Here is a 20067-nt window from a genome sequence, read left to right on the forward strand (position 1 = left end):
TACTTGTCGACTTATCGGTCGAGTGTGCGCAAAGCCTCGTCCAGCACGCGCCGCAGTCGCAGCGCGTCCGGCGCCAGGGCGCTCACCAGGGCCGCGGGCCCGGCGAGCGGCATGAGGGCCGCGTACTCCCCGAGCAGCCGCGCCTGCGGCGGCTCACTCTCGAACTCCGGCCGTACGACAACGAGTTGACCCAGTGCCCGATGTCCCCCGAGCCCCGCGGGACCGTCCCAGCCGCCGGGTGCGCCGGGACCGCACGACAGCTCCTGGTCCAGCAGCGGCCGTCCGTCGAGCCGTACGGTAAGACGACTGGTGAGCCGTCCGGGTTGCTCGCCGACGCGCCCGAGTACCTGCTCCTCCCGGAAGACGAGCCGAGCGCCCGAACGGAGCTCGACGCGCGAGGACACGTACAGGTCACTCCCCTGAGCGGAGATCAACTGCTCGGGCAGCCAGCGCAGTTCACCCCCGCCGGACACGTCGAGCCGCACGTCGTAACGGGCCTCACCCTTGGCCTGTCCCGGCAGGGCGATGGTCGCGGCGGCCGATCCGACGTGCAGCCGGGCCCCCTCCCCCACCTCCGCCTCCACGGCGAAGCGGTCACCGCCGAGCGGCCCGCTCATCGCCCCGATGAGCATGACGCGTGCCTCGTCCCCGCTCGCCCGGGTGCGCCGCAGGGCGAGCGGCCCCTCTCCCTCCAGCACGGGCAGCGCGGTACCGCCGCGCCCGTCGGCCCGTGCCCCGATCCGTGCGGTGGCCCGCACTCCCGCTGTGGTCATGCCGTCCACGCGGCCAGCCGTTCCCGCACCCACTCGGCGACGGCCGTCACCCCGGCCTCGGTCCGCAGCGACTGGAAGACGACGGGCAGCTCGGCCCGCTGCGCCTTGGCGTCGGCGGCCATCCGTCCCAGGTCGGACCCCACATACGGCGCGAGGTCGGTCTTGTTGACGACGAGCAGGTCGGCGGTGGTGACACCGGGCCCGCCCTTGCGCGGAATGTCGTCACCGCCCGCCACGTCGATGACGAAGACCTGCGCGTCCACCAGACCCTTGGAGAACGTCGCGGTGAGGTTGTCACCCCCGGACTCGACGAGGATGAGGTCCAAGGGCCCCACCTCGTCCTCCAGGTCCTCCACCGCTTCGAGGTTCGCGGAGATGTCGTCCCGGATCGCGGTGTGCGGGCACGCGCCCGTCTCCACGGCGGTGATCCGCTCCGGCGGAAGCACGGCCTCCCGCAGCAGGAACTCGGCGTCCTCCCGCGTATAGATGTCGTTCGTGACGACCGCGAGCGACAGCTCGTCCCGCAGCGCACGGCAGAGCGCGGCGACGGTCGCCGTCTTCCCGGACCCGACGGGCCCACCGAGCCCGATGCGCAGAGCGCGCCGCGAGCCGTCGGGCCGCCGAGCGTCGGCACTGACGGCCAAGGCCCCGCCGTGGGAGTGATCGTGGTCGAGATGCATGAGGGCGACTCCAAACTATTCTTCGGCCCGGACCGGCACCATCCGACCCGTCCGGCGTTCGAGGACGAGGCCGTTCAGGCCGATACGGGGGTATGGGGGCGGAGCCCCAGGGGACAGGAGCGGGGGGGCGATCCACCTACGACGCGAAGAGCCGTACAGCCCAAGCGGCATGCGCCTGCGCACTGATCTCCAGCAACGGCGCCGACGCCGACGGCAACGCGTCGACCCCACCGTCGACCACGTGCCGCGCCGCGTCGGCCGCCGCACGCGCCACGACGTCCAACTCCGGCGCGAGCCGGGCCAGCACCCCCGAGGCGTCGAACGGATCGAGGCTCAGCAACCGCACGGTCGCGGTCGCCGGACCGCTGACGCTCTCGTACGCGGAGCAGTACGCGGCGTCCTCGGGCCCGAGCCCGGCGGCCCGCGCCGCCAGCCCCAGGACGACCGGCTGGTGCGCCCCCTTGGGAAAGGCCCGCGCCAGCGCGTCGAGTTCCGCGGACGGCCAGGTCGCCCGAGCCGCCCGCATCAGCTGCCGCCCGAGCCGCCGCGCGGCGACCCGCAGAGCCGGCGACGGCGTGCGTGCGTCCGCGGCCGAGTCCAGCAGCGCCGGATCGACCCCGAGTGCGGCCGCCGCGGCCAGGGCCGCGGACACCAGCCCCGCCGTGTTGAGGCGCCCCCGGCAGAAGTCCTCCAGGCTCGCCGCCCCGCTGATCCGCCCGGCCTTGACCGCCGCCTCGGCCCCGCCGGAGTGGGCGTGCCCTCCGGCGGGGAAGCGGCCGTCGGCCAGGACGAGTAGTGCCGCGAGGGACATCAGAAGAGGAAGTAACGCTGGGCCATGGGCAGTTCGGAGGCCGGGGTGGCCTCGACCAGCTCCCCGTCGATGTGCACGGCGAAGCTGTCGGGATCGACCCGTACCCGCGGCCGGGCGTCGTTCTCCCGCATGTCGGCCTTGGTCACCCCACGCGTCGACTCGATCGCCACGAACCGCTTCCCCAGCGAGAGCCGCTCCGGCAGTCCATCCTCGATGGCGAGCGGCGCCACGAAGTTGAACGAGTTCGAGGCGGGTGCCCGTCCGATCGCCCCGAACATCGGCCGGGGCAGGATCGGCTGCGGTGTCGGGATGGACGCGTTGGCGTCGCCCATCTGCGCGTACGCGATCTGCCCGCCCTTGATGACGAGCTGCGGCTTGACCCCGAAGAACGCGGGCTCCCACAGCACGAGGTCGGCCAGCTTGCCGGTCTCGACGGAGCCGATCTCGCGCGCGAGGCCCTGCGCGAGCGCCGGGTTGATCGTGTACTTGGCGACATAGCGACGTACGCGGTGGTTGTCCGCTCGCCCGTCACCGGGGAGGGCGCCGCGCCGCCGCTTCATCACGTGGGCCGTCTGCCAGGTCCGCATGATGACCTCGCCGACCCGCCCCATCGCCTGCGCGTCGGACGAGATGATCGAGATGGCGCCCAGGTCGTGCAGGATGTCCTCGGCCCCGATGGTGGAGGGCCGGATGCGGGACTCGGCGAAGGCCAGGTCCTCCGGGACGGCCGCGTTGAGGTGGTGGCAGACCATCAGCATGTCGAGGTGTTCCTCGGCGGTGTTGACGGTGTACGGCCGGGTCGGGTTGGTGGAGCTGGGCAGTATGTGCGGCTCGGAGACCACGGTCATGATGTCCGGCGCGTGCCCGCCGCCCGCACCCTCGGTGTGGTAGGCGTGGATGCCGCGGCCGGCGATCGCGGCGAGCGTGTCGCCGACGAACCCGGCCTCGTTCAGGGTGTCCGTGTGGATGGCGACCTGGATACCGGTGCGGTCGGCGACGGTCAGCGCGGCGTCGATGACGGCGGGCGTGGAGCCCCAGTCCTCGTGCAGCTTGAGACCGAGCGCCCCGCCCCGGATCTGCGACAGCATCGCGTCGCGCGAGACGGTGTTGCCCTTGCCGAGCAGACCGAAGTTGAGCGGGTACTGCTCCATCGCCTCCAGCATCCGGGCGAGGTGCCAGGGGCCTGGAGTGACCGTCGTCGCCTTCGAGCCCTCGGCGGGACCGGTGCCGCCGCCGACCAGCGTCGTGATGCCGGAGGCGAGCGCCTCGTCGGCGATCTGCGGACAGATCAGGTGGACGTGCGCGTCGATGGCACCCGCGGTGACGATCCGTCCGTTGCCCGCGATGATCTCGGTCTCGGGGCCGATGACGAGGTCGGGATGGACCCCGTCCATGGTGTCCGGGTTGCCGGCCTTGCCGATGCCGGTGATCCGGCCGTCGCGGATGCCGACGTCGGCCTTGACGATCCCCCAGTGGTCGACGATCACGACACCCGTGATGACCGTGTCCGGAGTGCCTTCTGCGCGCGTAGCGCGCGACTGGCCCATGGATTCGCGGATGACCTTGCCACCGCCGAAGACGGCCTCGTCACCGGCGAGCCCGGGGCCGCCGGAACGGTCCTCCTCGATCTCGATCAGCAGGTCGGTGTCGGCGAGGCGGATGCGGTCGCCGGTGGTGGGGCCGAACAGATCGGCGTACGCGGCGCGCGAGAGCTCAGGCATCGAGGGCACCTCCGGTCTCCCCGCGCAGGCCGGGCACGACACGGGCGCCGGTGAGCGGAACGAGTTCGACGTCGACGGGGATCCCGGGTTCGAAGCGCACGGCGGTGCCGGCGGCGACGTTGAGCCGCTTGCCGCGCGCGGCGGCGCGGTCGAAGTCCAGACCGGGGTTGGCCTCGGCGAAGTGGTAGTGGGAGCCGACCTGGACGGGCCGGTCGGCGGCGTTGAGGACGGTCAGCCGGGTGACCTCACGACCTTCGTTGAAGGCGACGGGTCCGTCGGCGAACAGGATCTCTCCGGGAATCATGGCTCTCGCTCCCCCGTCAGACGATCGGGTCGTGGACGGTGACGAGCTTGGTGCCGTCCGGGAAGGTCGCCTCGACCTGGACGTCGTGGATCATCTCGGGGATGCCCTCCATGACGTCGTCCCGGGTGAGGATCTTGCGTCCGGAGGACATCAGCTCGGCGACCGTACGGCCGTCGCGCGCGCCTTCGAGGATGTGCGACGTGATGAGGGCGATCGCCTCGGGATGGTTCAGTTTGAGCCCGCGGGCCCGTCGCTTCTCGGCCACGTCGGCGGCCACATGAATCAGCAGCCTCTCTTGCTCGTGCGGGGTCAGTTGCACGGCGTCCCACCTCACAGTCCTCGCTCCGGACCGTGCGGGGTCCGGTGGCCGCTGCCACCAAAACCCCTGGTGGCGTGGATGGGCACGCTAGTTGGCCGTCGTTTCGAGGACGTTAACCCGGCTGTGGTCCATGCATGACCGACGTGGACGCTCCCGGGCCGTCACCGGGACCGCCGCCCGGGACGAGGCCATGGGTCGGACCGTATACGGCGCGATGGCCGCCCGCCTTCGACGCGGCCGTCACCCTCACCGTCACCACCGAAGGGACCTTATGAGGCGCCGTGCCCCCGGTGCTCCGCCGCGATGCCGAAGCGCTGGCGCTCACGCGGGGCGGACGCGACCTCGCGGACGCTGGAGAGGGAGCTGACCACCTGTTCGTCGGCGGACTCCGGGAGTTCCTCGAGCCGCTCCAGGTCGGCGGCGGAGACCAGGGCGACGAGGGGCTTGCCGTGCCGTGTCACCACGACGCGCTCGCCCCCGTACACCACCCGGTTGATCAGATCGGCGAGCTCAGCCCTGGCTTGCGTCACCGGAATCTCGTAGGCCATGCCCACCAGCTTAGACCGGGCCCCCGGCACCCCCACAGAGCGGACGATCTCGTTCAGCTCCGCCGAAAACGACCGTGCGCACGATCGGGCGACCCTCTTCACCGGCGGCGCACGGGGATTTTCGCTGTCAGCCGAGCACCCTCCCCCCGCTCTGTACGTCCTGTACATTTTTTACAGAACCCTTCACAGGAGGCGCGTGCCATGAATGAACCGTCCGCCCGTCATGTCCTGCCCGAGTTCACCGAGCGGACGAGCATGGGGCACCGGACCCTGGATCCGTACTCGAAGCTGCTCGACGAGCGGATCGTGTTCCTCGGGACGCCGATCGACGACACCTCGGCGAACGACGTGATGGCGCAGTTCATGCACCTCGAATACCTGGCGCCGGACCAGGACATCGCGCTGTACATCAACTCCCCCGGCGGCTCGTTCAGCGCGATGACGGCGATCTACGACACGATGCAGTTCGTCAGTTGCGACGTGGAGACCACCTGCCTGGGGCAGGCCGCGTCGGCCGCCGCCGTACTGCTGGCCGGCGGCGCGCCGGGCAAGCGGTTCGCGCTGCCGGGTGCCCGGGTGCTGATCCACCAGCCGTCACTTCCCGAGCCGGTGCAGGGACAGGCGAGCGATCTGGCCCTCCAGGCCGAGGAGTTGATGCGCACTCGGAGGCTGCTGGAGGACATGCTCGTACGGCACACGGGGCAGAGTCCTGAACAGGTCGCCGCCGACATCGAGCGGGACAAGATCCTGGACGCCCAGGCCGCGTTGGCGTACGGACTGGTGGACGGGATCATCCCCAGCCGCAAGACCTCGCGCACCGCGCCCGGTGCGAAGAACGCCACACCCGACGCGAGGTGATCCGCCGATGGTGCCCGAACTGCCCCCGCTGCCCGCGCTGACACGAGCCGAGGCCGAGCTGATCGACCGTTACCTCGACGTGGTCGACCTGCTGGGCCGTATCAACCCGGCCAGGCCCGGAGACACCTATCGCGGGCTGCGTGCCGCCCAGGCGCTGGTCGCCAAGGCCACCGAGCTGCGGGACGCCCTCGCGCTGATGCACCAGCGCGGCGAGAGCGAGGTGCACGCGCCGACGCTGGCGCAGGCTCTGCGCGTCCTCGACGGTGAGCGGCGGGCGGCCCGCGTCACGCTGCCGCCCGAAGCCGACAATTGACACATCCCCACCCGGGTCGCCGTGCGCGCCGCGTCGGCGAGGCGTCCGGCCCGGGGTTCAAACGGACCAGATGGCGTACCCCCTGATGGAGTAATCACACACCCCTTCGGGGAACCGAAAAAGTTGCACAACGCGCGTACCCCGGAGGCGGAATGAGATGCTCCGGTGCTGGTGGGCGCGTCGCCGGTGTCCCCAACATCGCCCGAACAGGGGGTCGTCCACCCGAACGGGTGAGTGGTGAGTAACCCCACAAATCGCCGGTTCCGCTCGGATTTTGTGACTGCTATGCGTGAAGATCCCTTCCGACGACAAGCCCCCGCCACAGCGGCGGGGCGGTCCGGGCGGACGCCGAGTCCTGCCGCTGCCCGGATGACCGGTCGACAGAAGTGCATCGGCAGGAGTGGAGGACCCAGCAAGACGGGTCGCCGGAGAGATCCGGGCGGTCCTTGGGGTGAAGCCGCGCAAGCGGCCGGGCTACTTCGCCAGCCCGAATCCGACAGGTCATCCTTCACAGGCGGCTGACGAAGGGTTGCGCATGACTGCGCTCAATCGTGTCCCGTCGCTGTGGACCCGGGCCGGTACGGCCTCGGCGCTCACCATCGCCGCCGTGGGCGGCAGCCTCGTGGTTCCTGGCGTCGCATCCGACGCCGAAGCGGCCACGTTGGCGACGAAGGCACTTCAGGTCGCGGCTTCCAAGAAGGGCTCCCCGTACCAGTACGGTGCCGCCGGGCCACGCCGCTTCGACTGCTCCGGGCTCACGCTCTACTCGTACAAGAAGGCGGGCAAGACGCTGCCTCGTACGGCCGCGGCGCAGTACAACAAGACGCACCACATCTCCGCGTCCCACCGCAAGGCCGGAGACCTGGTGTTCTTCCACTCGGGCCGGAACGTGTACCACGTCGGCATCTACGCCGGGAAGGGCAAGATCTGGCACTCCCCGAAGACAGGGGAGGTCGTGAAGCTGCAGAAGATCTGGACGAAGAGCGTCTGGTACGGCCGGGTCAGCTGACCTGCCCGAGGGGGTGCCGCCGGCCGGCACCCCCTCGGGGTTCCCCCCGGGCGTGAAAAGCGGACGAACCGGTTACTCGTTCAGCATGGCTGAGCGACCTTCCCCCGATGAACGGAACGAGACGCCCCTCGAGCGCGCCGATCGAAACTTCGGCGAGCTGCTCCAGGAACTGCGCGTCACGCAGACCGGTGTGCAGATCCTCTTCGCGTTCCTGCTGACACTGGCGTTCACCCCACGCTTCCCGTCCCTCGACACGGTGCAGCGCGCCACGTACGTCACCACCCTCCTGCTGGCCGTGGCGGCCGCCGCGCTCTTCACGGCGCCGGCCGCGCTGCACAGGTCGCTGTTCCAGCAGGGCGCGAAGCCGACCATCGTGCGGGTCTCCTCCGTCCTGTCCACGGTGGGAATGGGCGTGCTGATGCTTGCGCTGACGGGATCGGTGCTGCTCGTCGTGGACGTCGCGCTGGGACGCGCCGCCGGGATCGCCTCGGGCGCGGGCACCCTGCTTGTCTGTGTGGCGCTGTGGGGCCTCCTGCCCGGCCTGGTGCACCGTGCCGTCGTCAGCGCGGGGACGGCTCCGAAAGAAGCACCCGACCGAGAACCGTGAGCGCGCTCATCGCCCGGTTGCCCTCGGGCACGAACCGTGGCAGCAGGCTGAGGAAGGTGATCGGCGCCTTCGGGTCGAGCGCGTGGGTGTTGGACCCCTGCCGCAGCGGGCGGTTGGTCCCGCCTGCGGCTCCGGTGGGGCCGCTGTTGCTGGACCGGGAGATCCGCGCCGTACGATCTCCGTCGTCCACCGGACCGGGGACGTCTCGGCACCGGCGGCCGAGGCCTTCCGGGCCCCGCTGCGAGGCGCCTCGCAGCGCAGCACGACAACTGAGCCGCTCCTCAGGGCTCTTGTGGGCCGCCGGCCGTCACCGGCTGGGCCGGCACCGTCCAGGGCAGCTCGATGGCGACCGTCTTGCCGCCCTCACGGGTGGGCCGGACGACGAGTCTGCCGCCGCATTCGGCGGTCAGCCAGCGGATGATCACCATGCCCCGTCCATTGTCCTGCTGGACGGCGGCAGGCAGACGTTTGGGAAAGCGCGGATGGCTGTCGGTGACGCCGATCCTGAGGTGTTCGTCTCGGTCGAGCCGGACGTCCACCGTGAAGGTGGGCGACTGCCCGAACGTATGTTGGACGGCGTTGGTGGCTAGTTCTGACACGATCAGGCGTACGGTGTCCGCGACTTCGGCGTCGCACGGCAGGCCCCATTCGGCCAGCACATCGGCGACGAAATTCCGGGCCGCGGAGACCGAGGCGGGATCGCTCGGCAGAGTGACGGATGCTTCCTGGTGATCTGCCATGGCGACGTCGTCCCTTTCCCACGGGACCGGAGTCCGACACGGAGCGGATGGTTCGAGTACGGTCCCGGACTGGTGCTTCGCGCCAGACTGCCATCACTGGGCCGGTCACGGGTGCGATCCACCGAGATATGCATATATCTGTCGCTCGATGCGGTGAACTCCACGACGACGGAGCGTATTTGGGCGGCTCGGAAGGAGTAAGGAGTACGGCCATGCAGCACGGTCCCGCGGTGCGCCGCCGCAAGCTCGGTGCCGAACTGCGCGCGCTGCGCGCCGTCGCCGGTCTCACCAGTGGTGAGGCGGCCCGTCTCGTCGGCTGGCACCAGTCGAAGGTGAGCCGGATCGAGACCGGTATCAGTGGGGTGAAACCGGCCGACGTGGAGCGCCTGTTGGACGCCTACGCCGTCACGGAGCCCGAGTTACGGGAACTCCTGGTCGGCCTCGCGGGCTCCGAGGGCAACGGCCGCCATCACTGGTGGCACGCCTACCGCGGGGTCCTGCCACCCACGTACCGCGACTTCATCAGTCTTGAGTCCCAGGCCAGCGGCATGCGCACGCTGGAGACCACGGTGGTACCCGGACTGCTCCAGACGCCCGAGTACGCACGGGAGGTGACCCGGGTCGCCGTCGGCGGCCTGGAGGACGGCAAGCTCGACGCGCTCGTCGAGGTGCGCCTCGCCCGGCAGGACGTCCTGCGTTCGAATCCGCCGCTGGAACTGACCGCGGTCCTCGACGAGGCCGTGTTAAGACGCGAGGTCGGCGGACCGAAGGTGATGGCTCGGCAACTGGACCGTCTGCGGGAGGCCGCCACCCTGCCTCAAGTGCGCCTTCAGGTCCTGCCGTTCGCCGCGGGAGCCCATATCGGCGTCACCGGGCCTTTCGTTATCTTCTCATTTCCGAACACAACTGATCTGGATGTGGTTGTTCTCGACCACTTGACGAGTAGCCTCTACCTCGAACGGAAAGAAGACCTTCAGGCCTACACCGAGGCCTTCAACGCCCTTCAGTTCCACGCCCTTTCGCCCGAGGACTCGTTGGACTACATCGCCGGGATAGGTGACGGCGCGTAAGGAGGCACCCCCCATGACTGCACTGCCTCGGTACGTAAGTTCCAGTACTTCACTCCGCGACGTGCGATGGCTGCGCAGCAGCCGCAGTACGGGAATGAACAACTGCGTCGAGACGGCCCGACCCGGCCCAGGACCCTGGGCCGGACTGGTCGCTGTGCGCGATTCCAAGAACAAGGCGGGCCCCGCCCTGCTCTTCACTCCCGCCAGTTGGGAGGGCTTTGTCGCCGGGCTGAACTGATCACGCCGACGGCGTGCTCGATCTGCGCGTCGGTGAGGTCCGCGCGGGCGGTCAGCCGCAGCCGTGAGATGCCGTCCGGCACGGACGGGGGGCGGAAGCAGCCGACGGCGAGTCCCGCTTCCCGGCAGTCGGCGGCCCACCGCACGGCCTGTTCGGGGGACGGCGCGCGCACGGAGACCACGGCGGCGTCCGGTCGTACGGCTTCCAGGCCCTCGGCGGTCAGCCGGGTGTGCAGCGCCGTCGCCACCTCACGGGCCCGGGCGGCGCGCTCCGGCTCACGGCGCAGCAGCCTGAGCGCCGCGAGGGCCGCGCCCGCCGCCGCGGGCGCGAGACCGGTGTCGAAGATGAAGGTGCGCGCCGCGTTGACCAGGTGGTCGATGACCGGGGCGGGGCCGAGGACGGCTCCGCCCTGGCTGCCGAACGACTTGGAGAGGGTGGCGGTCACGACCACGTCCGGGGCGCCCGCGAGCCCCGCGGCCTGCGGGGCGCCCCGGCCGCCGTCGCCCAGGACGCCCAGCCCGTGCGCGTCGTCGACGAGCAGCGCCGCGCCGTGCTCGCGGCAGGCAGTGGCGAGTTCGGCCAGCGGGGCCATGTCGCCGTCCACCGAGAAGACCGTGTCGGACACGGCGACGGCGGGACCCTCGTGCGTGCCCAGCGCCTTGCGCACGGCGTCGGGGTCGGCGTGCGCGACGACCTGGGTCGCGCCCCGGGCGAGCCGGCAGCCGTCGATGAGGGAGGCGTGGTTGCCCGCGTCCGAGACGACCAGCGAGCCGTGCGGCGCGAGCGTGGTCACGGCGGCGAGATTGGCCGCGTAGCCGGAGGAGAAGACGAGCGCGGACTCGAAGCCGCAGAAGTCCGCGAGCTCGCGCTCGAGTTCGCCATGAAGTTCGGTCGTGCCGGAGACGAGCCGCGAGCCGGTCGCACCGGCGCCCCAGCGGCGCGCGGCCTGGGCGGCGGCCGCCGTGATCTCGGGGTGGTGGGCCAGCCCGAGGTAGTCGTTGCTCGCCAGATCGAGAAGGGGTGAGTCGGCGGCGCGGGGGCGCAGGGTGCGGACGAGTCCGGCCTGTCGGCGCTGGTGCGCCTGCTCGTCGATCCACGCGAACGGCGATCCGGCCATGCTGGTGCCTCCGGGCCCTGGGAGCGGTCGTGAGGGGGTCATGAAGGTGGTCGTTTTGTAGGCAGTGCACAGACCCTAGCGGGGCGACGCGGCGCCCATGATGTGGCAATACCCACACGTCGAACCGTCTCTGTTGTGCAAACTCTCCTTGGCCGCAGCGGCTCACATACGTCAGGATCGGATCTCATGGACCTGCTGAACACGCTGGTGGACAAGGGGCTTCGGCGCGAGCTGCCGACCCGTGACGAGGCGCTGGCCGTGCTGGCCACGTCCGACGACGACGTGCTCGACGTGGTGGCCGCGGCCGGAAAAGTCCGCCGGCACTGGTTCGGCCGTCGAGTGAAACTCAACTATCTGGTCAATCTGAAGTCCGGTCTGTGCCCGGAGGACTGCTCGTACTGCTCGCAGCGCCTCGGCTCCAAGGCCGACATCCTGAAGTACACCTGGCTCAAGCCGGACCAGGCCTCGCAGGCCGCGGCCGCCGGGCTCGCCGGGGGCGCCAAGCGGGTCTGCCTGGTGGCCAGCGGCCGCGGTCCGACGGACCGTGACGTGGACCGGGTCTCCGACACCATCAAGGCGATCAAGGACCAGAACGAGAACGTCGAGGTGTGCGCCTGCCTGGGCCTGCTCTCCGACGGCCAGGCCGAGCGGTTGCGCGAGGCGGGAGCGGACGCCTACAACCACAACCTGAACACCTCCGAGGGGACGTACGGGGACATCACGACCACGCACACGTACGCCGACCGGGTGGACACGGTCCAGAAGGCGCACGCGGCCGGTCTGTCCGCCTGCTCGGGTCTGATCGCGGGCATGGGCGAGTCGGACGAGGACCTCGTCGACGTCGTCTACTCGCTGCGCGAGCTCGACCCGGACTCCGTTCCGGTGAACTTCCTGATCCCCTTCGAGGGCACCCCGCTCGCCAAGGAGTGGAACCTCACCCCGCAGCGGTGCCTGCGCATCCTGGCCATGGTCCGTTTCGTCTGCCCGGACGTGGAGGTCCGCATCGCGGGCGGCCGCGAGGTCCACCTCCGCACCATGCAGCCGCTCGCCCTGAACCTGGCCAACTCGATCTTCCTCGGCGACTACCTCACCAGCGAGGGCCAGGCGGGCAAGGCCGACCTGGACATGATCGCGGACGCCGGGTTCGAGGTGGAGGGCGCGGGCGAGGTGACCCTGCCGGAGCACCGCGTGACGGCGGGCGCGGGCTGCGGTGCGCACGCCGAGGCCGGGTGCGGCTCGCACGCGGACGCCGGGTGCGGCTCGCACGAGGGCGGTGGGTGCGGCTCGCACGAAGGCGGCGGCGTCTGCGGTTCCGTGAAGGTGCAGGCCGAGCAGGAGCAGCCCGCCGAAGCGCGTACGGATCTCGTCGCCGTACGCCGCCGGGGTGCCGGAACGGACCTCGCCCCCAATGCCTGACCGGTCCGAGCCGTCCACGCTGCCCGTGCGGGAACTGCTGGAGTTGGACCGGCGGCACGTCTGGCACCCGTACGGCCCCATGCCCGGCCGCCAGGAACCGCTCGTCGTGGAATCGGCGAGCGGGGTACGCCTGCGGCTGGCGGACGGCTCGGGCGAGCTGGTCGACGGCATGTCGTCCTGGTGGTCGGCCATCCACGGCTACAACCACCCGGTCCTCAACGACGCGGCGCGCGACCAGCTGGAGCGCATGAGCCATGTCATGTTCGGCGGGCTCACGCACGAGCCCGCCGTGCGGCTGGCGAAGCGACTTGTCGACATCACGCCCGAGGGCCTGGAACACGTCTTCCTCGCCGACTCCGGATCGGTGTCGGTCGAGGTCGCCGTCAAGATGTGCCTCCAGCACTGGCGCTCGCTCGGCCGCCCGGGCAAGCAGCGGCTGCTGACCTGGCGCGGCGGCTACCACGGGGACACCTGGCAGCCGATGTCGGTGTGCGACCCCGAGGGCGGGATGCACGAGCTGTGGCAGGGCGTGCTCCAGCGCCAGGTGTTCGCCGACGCCCCGCCGGTCGCGTACGAGGAGTCGTACGCCGACCAGCTGCGCGAGCTGATCGGGCGGCACGCCGACGAGCTCGCCGCGGTGATCGTGGAGCCGGTGGTACAGGGCGCGGGCGGGATGCGGTTCCACTCCCCCGCGTATCTGCGGGTGCTGCGGGAGGCGTGCGACGCGCACGACGTGCTTCTCGTCCTCGACGAGATCGCGACCGGCTTCGGCCGAACGGGTGCTCTCTTCGCGGCGGAGCACGCCGGTATCACGCCGGACGTGATGTGCGTCGGCAAGGCGCTGACCGGCGGCTACATGACGATGGCGGCGACGCTCTGCACGGCACGGGTGGCCGAGGGCATCTCACGCGGTGAGGTCCCGGTGCTGGCTCACGGCCCGACCTTCATGGGCAATCCGCTGGCCGCCGCGGTGGCCTGCGCCTCGATCGACCTGCTGCTCGGACAGGACTGGCAGACCGAGGTCAAGCGGATCGAGGCGGGTCTGCGGGACGGTCTCGCGGAGGCGTCCTCGCTGCCGGGTGTCCGGGACGTACGGGTCCTGGGCGCGATCGGCGTCGTCCAGCTCGACCACGAGGTCGACATGTTGGCGGCCACGGCGGCGGCCGTGCGCGAGCGCGTGTGGCTGCGCCCGTTCCGCGACCTCGTCTACACGATGCCGCCGTACGTCACGGGTGACGCGGACGTGGCACGGATCGCGCGCGCGGTGTGCGCGGCGGCACGGGAGGGATGACATGGCGGTTCTGGTGATCACGGGGACGGGCACGGAGGTCGGCAAGACGGTCACGACGGCCGCCGTCGCCGCCACGGCCCTCGCGGCCGGACGCTCCGTGGCCGTACTCAAGCCGGCGCAGACGGGTGTACGCCCGGACGAGCGTGGGGACGCCGACGAGGTGGCCCGGCTCGCGGGCGCCGTGACCACGCTCGAACTCGCCCGCTATCCGGAGCCGTTGGCTCCCGCGACGGCCGCGCGGCGGGCCTCCCTGCCCCCGGTGCGCCCGGTCGCGGTGGCGAAGGCGGCGGCCGAACTGGCCACCGAGCACGACCTCGTGCTGGTCGAGGGAGCGGGCGGTCTCCTCGTCCGCTTCGACGACGAGGGCGGCACGCTGGCGGACGCGGCGAGCCTGCTGGACGCGCCGGTGCTGGTGGTGGCATCAGCGGGCCTCGGCACCCTGAACACCACCGAGCTGACGGCTCGTGAACTGCGGCGCCGTGGGCTGGACCTGGCGGGAATCGTCATCGGCAGCTGGCCCGACTCCCCGGACCTGGCGTCGCGCTGCAACCTCGCGGACCTGCCCCTTGTGGCCGAAGCCCCGCTCCTGGGAGCGCTGCCCGCGGGGGCGGGGGCTTACCCGGTCGCCGACTTTTGTGCGGAGGCGCCTGGGTGGCTGGCCTCTCGGCTGGGCGGCACCTGGGACGCAAACGCCTTCATTTCGGCGCAGGGGGTCTGAGCGCCCCGTCAGGGGCGCGGGGAACTGCGCGCCCAGCCCCCACCGGCGCGCAGCCGAAGAACAGCCCCCTCACCGCTCCCCCAACAACCGCACCAACTCGATCCGCGACCGAATCCCCAACCGCGCGAACACCCCCCGCAGATGATGATCAATGGTCCGCGGACTGAGCAACAACCGCGACGCGATCTCCCGGTTGGTCGCCCCGTCGGCCGCCATGCGCGCGACCATCAACTGCTGCGCGGTGAGGCGGGCGACGAGATCGTCCGCGCCCCGCACCGGCGAGACGGGCTCCCCCAGGACACGGAGTTCGGTCCGCGCCGCCGCCGCGCACTGCGGCGAACCGAAGTGCTCGAACGCCTCGAGGGCGCTGTGCAGCCGGTCACGGGCCTCCGTCCGGTGCCGCAGCCGCCGTAGCGCACCGCCGAACAGCAGCTCCGTACGGGCGCGTTCGAAGTCACGGGTGCCCAAGGCGTGCAGGTCGAGGGCGGTGCGGTAGTGCTCGACGGCCTCCGCGCCGGAGGCGAGCAGGGCCCGGCAGCGGGCGCTGAGCGCCAGGTCGTCGGGGCTGCGCACGGTACGCGCCCAGTGGTCGTAGTCGGCGTGGGCGGCCCGGGCGACCCGTGTGTCGCCGGTGCGGACGGCGGCCTCGACGTAGTGCGGTGTGGCGATGTGACGGATGGCGCGGTGCCCGTGCCCGGGGCCGAATCCGGCGAGGGCGCGCAGCCGAGCCGCCGAGGCGGCGAAGCGGCCGGTGCTCAGGTCGAGGAAGGCGAGCGCGAACCGGGCCAGCGCAGCGGGCAGGCCGAGCCCGCGGGCGAGGGCGTAGGAGCGGGCGGCTTCGGCGCGCTCCCGGCAGACGTCCTCGTCGCCGGTGACCGCGGCGAACATCGCGAGGGCCGCCTGCAGGTGGCAGGCCCCGTTGTCCTGGCCGGTGGTGTACGCCTGGCGGAGGGCCTCCAGGGTGGCGGCCTCGGCGGCCCTTGGCCGACCGGTCCAGAAGTCGGCGTACGCCCGGAACTCCATGGCCTGGGGAACGGTGACCCCGTCTCCCCCGGCGCGGGCGGAGGCGGCGGCCCGGACGGTGGCGGTGGTGGCCGCGGTGTGGTCGCCGAGCAGGAGTGCGGCGATCCCGGAGTGGATCAGCAGGGTGGGATCGCCCCCGGGGCCGCAGCGCCCGGCCGCCGCCTTCAGCAGGTCCCGCGCGTCGTCGTACCGGCCCTCGAACGCCGCGGCCAGCCCGCCCAGCGTGCCGGGCGGCACGATCCCGAGCCGGTCGGCGACGGCCGCCGCCTCCCGGCACCGGCGCAGGTCGCCGGTGTAGATCGCGGCTTCGGTGGCGCGGGCGAGGAGGTGGACGGCGGCGTGCTGGGGGTGGTCCGTACGGGCCGGCTCCGGGCCGTCGTCGGCGTAGCGCACCGCGGCCGTCAGCAGCGCGTCGAACGCGTCCGTCGCGTTGCCCGCGCGCAGCGCGAGCAGACCACCCAGGGCGTCGTCGTCGGTGGCGGCGACGAGCCGGCGGGCACGGTCGGCGTCTCCGGACCGCCAGGCGTCGGCGGCGGCGCGGGCGAGCAGCCGGGCCCGCTCGCTCGGCTCGGGGGACAACGCGGCGGCGCGTTCGACGAGGGCGCAGGCCAGGGCGTGGTCGCCCGCGGTGCGCGCGGTGTGGGCCGCCGCCCGGAGTTCGGCGGCGAGGCGTCGGCTGGGACCGAGCGCGGCGGCGCCCCGGTGCCAGGACCGTCGGGGTGACTCGCCCTCGCCGCGCAGGACCCGGGCGAGCAGGAGGTGGACGGCGCGCCGGTCCGTCACGGAGGCGGTCTCGTAGGCCGCTATCCGGGTCCACGGGTCGCGGAAGACGATCCCGCCCGCCGTGGCGTGGGCGATTCCGGCCACCTCGGCGGTGACGAGGGGCCGGGTGTCGAGCCGGGCCGCGGTGACGGCCCGCAGGAAGGCGTGGGTGTCGACCGGGTACTGGTCGGCCGCCGCGAGGAGCAGGAGGCGCCGGGTGGTGTCGGGCAGGGCGCGGACCTCCTGACGGTACGCGCGCAGGAGTACGGGAGGCTGTGCCGGCAGCGGGTCGAGGCCGGTGAGTTGACGCTCGGTCAGTGCGGAGGCGAGTTCCGCGGCGGCGCGGCGGTCGCCGTGCGCGGTGCGCAGGATCCGTACCCGTACGCCTTCGGGAAGCGAGGGGCCGAGCTCGGGTTGTGCGGGGCCGCGTACGGGGTTCACCGAAGTCACCACCCGAATGACGTTACTGGTGAGTTAACTGGCAAGTAAAGACCGGCGATTTCACCGATGCGGCGCGCGTAACCCCCGGCTGACACTCCAGGCACCCCACCCTTGTCTGGAGGCACCATGCAACGCCGCTCGCGTCGCATCGCCACGTTCTTCTCCGCCATGGTCGCGGCGCTCCTCGTGTCGCTCTCCCTGTCCGCCGTGCCCGCCCGGGCCGCGACCCACAACCCCGTCATCTTCGTGCACGGCCTCAGCAGTTCGGCGAGCAGTTGGGACGACTGGATCGCCGACTTCAAGGCCGACGGCTACAGCGGCTCCGAGCTGTTCGCGTGGTCGTACGACTGGGGCCAGTCGAACGTGACCACGGCCCAGCAGCTCTCCACCGAGGTCAAGAACGTCCTCGCGCAGACCGGCGCCTCGAAGGTGGACCTGGTCGTCCACTCCATGGGTGCCCTGAGCGCCCGCTACTACCTCAAGAACCTCGGCGGGACCTCGTACGTCGACGACTTCGTGTCCACCGCCGGGGTGAACCACGGAACCACGGTCGCGAGCTGGTGCACGTGGCTCTACACCTCGTGCGCCGAGATGTACACCGGCAGTTCGTTCCTGACCGCGCTGAACTCCGGTGACGAGACGCCGGGCAGTGTCTCGTACGCCGCCTACTGGTCGAACTGCGACGAGCTGATCAACCCGGACACCAGCGCGATCCTGAGCGGCGCCACCAATGTGGAGGTCGGCTGCATCTCGCACACCGACATGAACAACGACTACGGCGTCTACAAGCAGGTGCGCGACTTCGTCGCCTGACGCGTGGGCCGACCCGCGTATGACGTAGGTCGAGCGTCGTCAAGCGTGTGGTCGAGCGTCGTAGAGCGTGTGACGGACGTCCTGGAGGGACAATCCCGGTAAGACCCCGTCCTCCCGGGAGGTCCGTCATGCCCTTCAGGCCAGCCGGCTCCGCCAAGCTGTCGCACGACGCCGTGCACCATCCGCTGTTCGCCCGCTACTACGCCCGTATCAGCGTGACGGCCGAGACCCGGATGGGCCTCGGCGGGGTACGCGACCGGCTGCTCACCGGACTTTCGGGGCGGGTCATCGAGATCGGCGCGGGCAACGGGCTGAACTTCGCGCACTACCCGAGCGCCGTCTCCGAGGTGGTGGCGATCGAACCCGAGCGGCTGCTGCGGCAGTTGGCCGTGGAGGCCGCGCTGCGCTCCGAGGTGCCCGTGGACGTGGTGCCGGGCGCGGCGGAGGCGCTGCCGGTCAAGAGCGAGGCGTTCGACGGGGCGGTGCTCTCGCTGGTGCTGTGCAGCCTGCGCGATGTGCCGCGGGCACTCGGCGAGTTGCGGCGTGTGCTGCGGCCCGGTGGCACCGTGCGGTTCTTCGAGCACGGCAAGGGCGGCGGGCGCATGATGGCGTCCGCCCAGCGCGGACTGGACCGGACGGTGTGGCCGCGACTGAACGGCGGCTGCCATCTGGCCCGCGACCCGATCGCCGCGCTGCGCGAGGCCGGATTCGAACTGGGCCCGTACCGGCGGCTGTTGATCCCCGCGAAGGGACCGCGGCTGCCCACGTCGTACTGCGTGCTGGGCAGCGCGAGGCGCCCGCCGATCAGGGAGTAGTCACAGACTCCACTGCCGCAGCTCCTGTGCGATCTCGTGCACGGTCGCGTCGCCGCCCTTCACCAGGCGGGCGAGTTCGCGCACCTGCTCGGGCGAGGTGACGACCTTGAGGCCGCTGGCGACGAGATAGGCGTACGCGACGGCCGAGGCGAACATCGCGTTGGACCGTTCGAGCGCCGGGACGTGCAGCAGCAGTTGGAGCAGCGCGGCGGCGCGGGCGTGCGGGCTGTCGTAGACGGGAATGCCGAATATCTCCGCCTCGTGCCGGCTGACGGCGGCGACGAGGGCTCCCCAGTCGGTGACCTGGGGATCTCCGGGCGTCTTCTGTTCGGCGATCATGAGGAGCCAGGCGAGGTCGACTCTGAGACTGCTCAAGGGATCAACGACGACCTTCGCGCGAGCCGTCGCGGAACGTGTCCCGTGCGCCTTCCCGGTCCGCGCCGAACTCCTCGGCGAAGACGTTCGCGTACTGCTTCATGAAGTCGGAGGCCGCGTCGACGAAGGTGTGACCGACCTCCCCGGTGTCCTGTCTGACCAGCTCTTCGATGTAGCGGTTCACGCTCATGCCGCGCTCCAGGGCCCGCTCCCGGGCCGCCCGCGCCGTGCCCTCGTCCACCCGCACGTTCAGCTGAGTCTTCGCCATACCTCGAAGCTAGCGCCGAAGTGCTAGCACCCGCAAGGGGGGCGACTCGCCGGAGCCGGTACCTCGGGGGGATACCGGCTGTGGGCGGGGTCACACTACGCTCGGCCGGGACCGGGGAGTCAGGACGTCCATCACGGAGGAGGCGGCCTTGTCCACACCTGCTGCGGAGCACACCGTCGGACGACGGGACGCCGACGGGGTCGCCGCCCGCGCCCGCGGCCTGACGAAGGCGTACGGATCCGGCGAGACCACCGTCCTCGCCCTCGACTCGGTCGACGTGGACATCGCGCGCGGCCGCTTCACCGCGGTCATGGGCCCCTCGGGTTCCGGGAAGTCGACGCTGATGCACTGCCTCGCGGGACTCGACACCGTCTCGGCCGGACAGGTGTGGCTCGGCGACACCGAGATCACGGGGCTCAAGGACCGTGAGCTGACCCGGCTGCGCCGGGACCGGATCGGGTTCATGTTCCAGTCCTTCAATCTGATCCCCACGCTGAACGCGGCCGAGAACATCACACTGCCGATGGACATCGCGGGCCAGAAACCCGACCAGAAGTGGCTGGACCAGGTCATCGACACGCTCGGGCTGCGGGACCGGCTGAAGCACCGGCCCGCGCAGCTCTCCGGCGGACAGCAGCAGCGCGTCGCCTGTGCGCGGGCGCTCGCCTCCCGCCCCGAGCTGATCTTCGCGGACGAGCCGACCGGCAACCTCGACTCCCGTGCGGGGCTCGAGGTCCTCGGCTTCCTGCGCGAGGCGGTCGACGACCTCGGCCAGAGCGTCGTCATGGTCACGCACGATCCGGGCGCGGCGGCCCACTCCGATGTGGTGCTGTTCCTCGGGGACGGGCGGATCGTGGACGAGATGGAGCGGCCGACGGCGGAGGCGGTGCTGGAGCGCATGCGGCACTTCTCCGGGGGCCGCCCGGCCGCCGGGGGCGCCTCCGACGACGTGGACGTGGTCCTGGCCCCCGACTCGGACGACGTATCTCTCGACGCATCTCTCGACACTCTCGACACCTTCGACAAGGACTGAGGCG

Annotated in this window: 24 protein-coding genes and 1 riboswitch; of the genes, 12 read left to right on the forward strand and 12 right to left on the reverse strand. The window is 71.4% G+C overall.

Annotated elements, in window-relative coordinates:
- Positions 1-11 precede the first annotated feature (11 nt).
- The 7 genes from OG798_RS12145 to OG798_RS12175 form a co-directional block, all read right to left on the reverse strand.
- Entirely contained in the window at positions 12-773 is a 762-nt protein-coding gene (locus tag OG798_RS12145) for an urease accessory protein UreD (RefSeq protein ID WP_121418580.1), read from the reverse strand.
- A complete protein-coding gene (ureG, locus tag OG798_RS12150) occupies positions 770-1453 on the reverse strand; it encodes an urease accessory protein UreG (RefSeq protein ID WP_095856000.1) in 684 nt (227 codons plus the stop codon). The genes OG798_RS12145 and ureG overlap by 4 nt, the downstream gene beginning before the upstream one ends.
- Before the next feature lie 136 nt (positions 1454-1589).
- Positions 1590-2264, reverse strand: a complete 675-nt coding sequence (locus OG798_RS12155) for an urease accessory protein UreF (protein WP_267061139.1) — start codon at positions 2262-2264, stop codon at positions 1590-1592.
- Positions 2264-3985, reverse strand: a complete 1722-nt coding sequence (locus tag OG798_RS12160; protein ID WP_054228978.1) for an urease subunit alpha — start codon at positions 3983-3985, stop codon at positions 2264-2266. Before OG798_RS12160 ends, OG798_RS12155 begins: the two co-directional genes overlap by 1 nt.
- Positions 3978-4289, reverse strand: a complete 312-nt coding sequence (locus tag OG798_RS12165; RefSeq protein ID WP_054228979.1) for an urease subunit beta — start codon at positions 4287-4289, stop codon at positions 3978-3980. Before OG798_RS12165 ends, OG798_RS12160 begins: the two co-directional genes overlap by 8 nt.
- Positions 4290-4305: 16 nt before the next feature.
- On the reverse strand, positions 4306-4608 hold the full coding sequence (locus OG798_RS12170; protein ID WP_121416835.1) for an urease subunit gamma: 303 nt from the start codon (positions 4606-4608) through the stop codon (positions 4306-4308).
- A gap of 269 nt (positions 4609-4877) precedes the next feature.
- A complete protein-coding gene (locus OG798_RS12175; RefSeq protein ID WP_060902456.1) occupies positions 4878-5156 on the reverse strand; it encodes a type II toxin-antitoxin system Phd/YefM family antitoxin in 279 nt (92 codons plus the stop codon).
- A gap of 201 nt (positions 5157-5357) precedes the next feature.
- Between OG798_RS12175 and OG798_RS12180 the strand changes: the two genes are divergently transcribed.
- The 4 genes from OG798_RS12180 (at position 5358) to OG798_RS12195 (ending at position 7943) form a co-directional block, all read left to right on the forward strand.
- A complete protein-coding gene (locus OG798_RS12180) occupies positions 5358-6014 on the forward strand; it encodes an ATP-dependent Clp protease proteolytic subunit (RefSeq protein ID WP_267061141.1) in 657 nt (218 codons plus the stop codon).
- A 7-nt stretch (positions 6015-6021) separates the two neighbouring features.
- Positions 6022-6327: a hypothetical protein gene (locus OG798_RS12185; protein ID WP_095855995.1), complete on the forward strand. Its 306-nt coding sequence runs from the start codon at positions 6022-6024 to the stop codon at positions 6325-6327.
- 377 nt (positions 6328-6704) lie between these two features.
- Positions 6705-6859: riboswitch (cyclic di-AMP (ydaO/yuaA leader) on the forward strand.
- 3 nt (positions 6860-6862) lie between these two features.
- On the forward strand, positions 6863-7336 hold the full coding sequence (locus tag OG798_RS12190) for a C40 family peptidase (protein ID WP_067378747.1): 474 nt from the start codon (positions 6863-6865) through the stop codon (positions 7334-7336).
- A gap of 85 nt (positions 7337-7421) precedes the next feature.
- Complete coding sequence (locus tag OG798_RS12195) at positions 7422-7943, forward strand: DUF6328 family protein (RefSeq protein WP_121416834.1); 522 nt, start codon at positions 7422-7424, stop codon at positions 7941-7943.
- Between the two features lie 281 nt (positions 7944-8224).
- On the opposite strand, the gene OG798_RS12200 is transcribed toward OG798_RS12195, so the two are convergent.
- A complete protein-coding gene (locus tag OG798_RS12200; RefSeq protein ID WP_054228985.1) occupies positions 8225-8683 on the reverse strand; it encodes an ATP-binding protein in 459 nt (152 codons plus the stop codon).
- A 212-nt stretch (positions 8684-8895) separates the two neighbouring features.
- Between OG798_RS12200 and OG798_RS12205 the strand changes: the two genes are divergently transcribed.
- Both OG798_RS12205 and OG798_RS12210 read left to right on the forward strand, forming a co-directional pair.
- The gene (locus tag OG798_RS12205) at positions 8896-9753 is read left to right on the forward strand and encodes a helix-turn-helix domain-containing protein (RefSeq protein ID WP_097226518.1); all 858 of its coding nucleotides are present in this window, start codon (positions 8896-8898) and stop codon (positions 9751-9753) included.
- 13 nt (positions 9754-9766) lie between these two features.
- On the forward strand, positions 9767-9991 hold the full coding sequence (locus OG798_RS12210; RefSeq protein WP_095855991.1) for a DUF397 domain-containing protein: 225 nt from the start codon (positions 9767-9769) through the stop codon (positions 9989-9991).
- On the opposite strand, the gene OG798_RS12215 is transcribed toward OG798_RS12210, so the two are convergent.
- Positions 9948-11108 (reverse strand): 8-amino-7-oxononanoate synthase, encoded by a 1161-nt coding sequence (locus tag OG798_RS12215; protein WP_267061142.1) that lies wholly within the window; start codon positions 11106-11108, stop codon positions 9948-9950. The genes OG798_RS12210 and OG798_RS12215 overlap by 44 nt on opposite strands.
- Positions 11109-11294: 186 nt before the next feature.
- Between OG798_RS12215 and bioB the strand changes: the two genes are divergently transcribed.
- Genes bioB through bioD form a run of 3 tightly spaced genes read left to right on the forward strand, consistent with a single transcriptional unit; the run spans position 11295 to position 14533 of the window.
- Positions 11295-12524: a biotin synthase BioB gene (gene bioB, locus OG798_RS12220; protein WP_095855989.1), complete on the forward strand. Its 1230-nt coding sequence runs from the start codon at positions 11295-11297 to the stop codon at positions 12522-12524.
- The gene (locus OG798_RS12225; protein WP_328756969.1) at positions 12517-13815 is read left to right on the forward strand and encodes an adenosylmethionine--8-amino-7-oxononanoate transaminase; all 1299 of its coding nucleotides are present in this window, start codon (positions 12517-12519) and stop codon (positions 13813-13815) included. Before bioB ends, OG798_RS12225 begins: the two co-directional genes overlap by 8 nt.
- 1 nt (position 13816) lies before the next feature.
- Entirely contained in the window at positions 13817-14533 is a 717-nt protein-coding gene (gene bioD, locus OG798_RS12230) for a dethiobiotin synthase (protein WP_121416832.1), read from the forward strand.
- Between the two features lie 69 nt (positions 14534-14602).
- On the opposite strand, the gene OG798_RS12235 is transcribed toward bioD, so the two are convergent.
- Complete coding sequence (locus OG798_RS12235) at positions 14603-16771, reverse strand: helix-turn-helix transcriptional regulator (RefSeq protein WP_328756970.1); 2169 nt, start codon at positions 16769-16771, stop codon at positions 14603-14605.
- Positions 16772-16885: 114 nt separating this feature from the next.
- Between OG798_RS12235 and OG798_RS12240 the strand changes: the two genes are divergently transcribed.
- A complete protein-coding gene (locus OG798_RS12240) occupies positions 16886-17572 on the forward strand; it encodes an esterase/lipase family protein (protein ID WP_095855986.1) in 687 nt (228 codons plus the stop codon).
- Between the two features lie 128 nt (positions 17573-17700).
- Positions 17701-18387, forward strand: a complete 687-nt coding sequence (locus OG798_RS12245) for a class I SAM-dependent methyltransferase (RefSeq protein WP_328756971.1) — start codon at positions 17701-17703, stop codon at positions 18385-18387.
- On the opposite strand, the gene OG798_RS12250 is transcribed toward OG798_RS12245, so the two are convergent.
- Entirely contained in the window at positions 18388-18762 is a 375-nt protein-coding gene (locus OG798_RS12250) for a hypothetical protein (protein WP_054228993.1), read from the reverse strand.
- Between the two features lie 4 nt (positions 18763-18766).
- The gene (locus OG798_RS12255) at positions 18767-19030 is read right to left on the reverse strand and encodes a toxin-antitoxin system, antitoxin component (RefSeq protein WP_067378812.1); all 264 of its coding nucleotides are present in this window, start codon (positions 19028-19030) and stop codon (positions 18767-18769) included.
- A 148-nt stretch (positions 19031-19178) separates the two neighbouring features.
- Between OG798_RS12255 and OG798_RS12260 the strand changes: the two genes are divergently transcribed.
- On the forward strand, positions 19179-20063 hold the full coding sequence (locus OG798_RS12260) for an ABC transporter ATP-binding protein (protein WP_121416831.1): 885 nt from the start codon (positions 19179-19181) through the stop codon (positions 20061-20063).
- Positions 20064-20067: the final 4 nt, after the last annotated feature.

Origin of the sequence: Streptomyces sp. NBC_00271, assembly GCF_036178845.1 — a bacterium.
Lineage (GTDB): Bacteria > Actinomycetota > Actinomycetes > Streptomycetales > Streptomycetaceae > Streptomyces.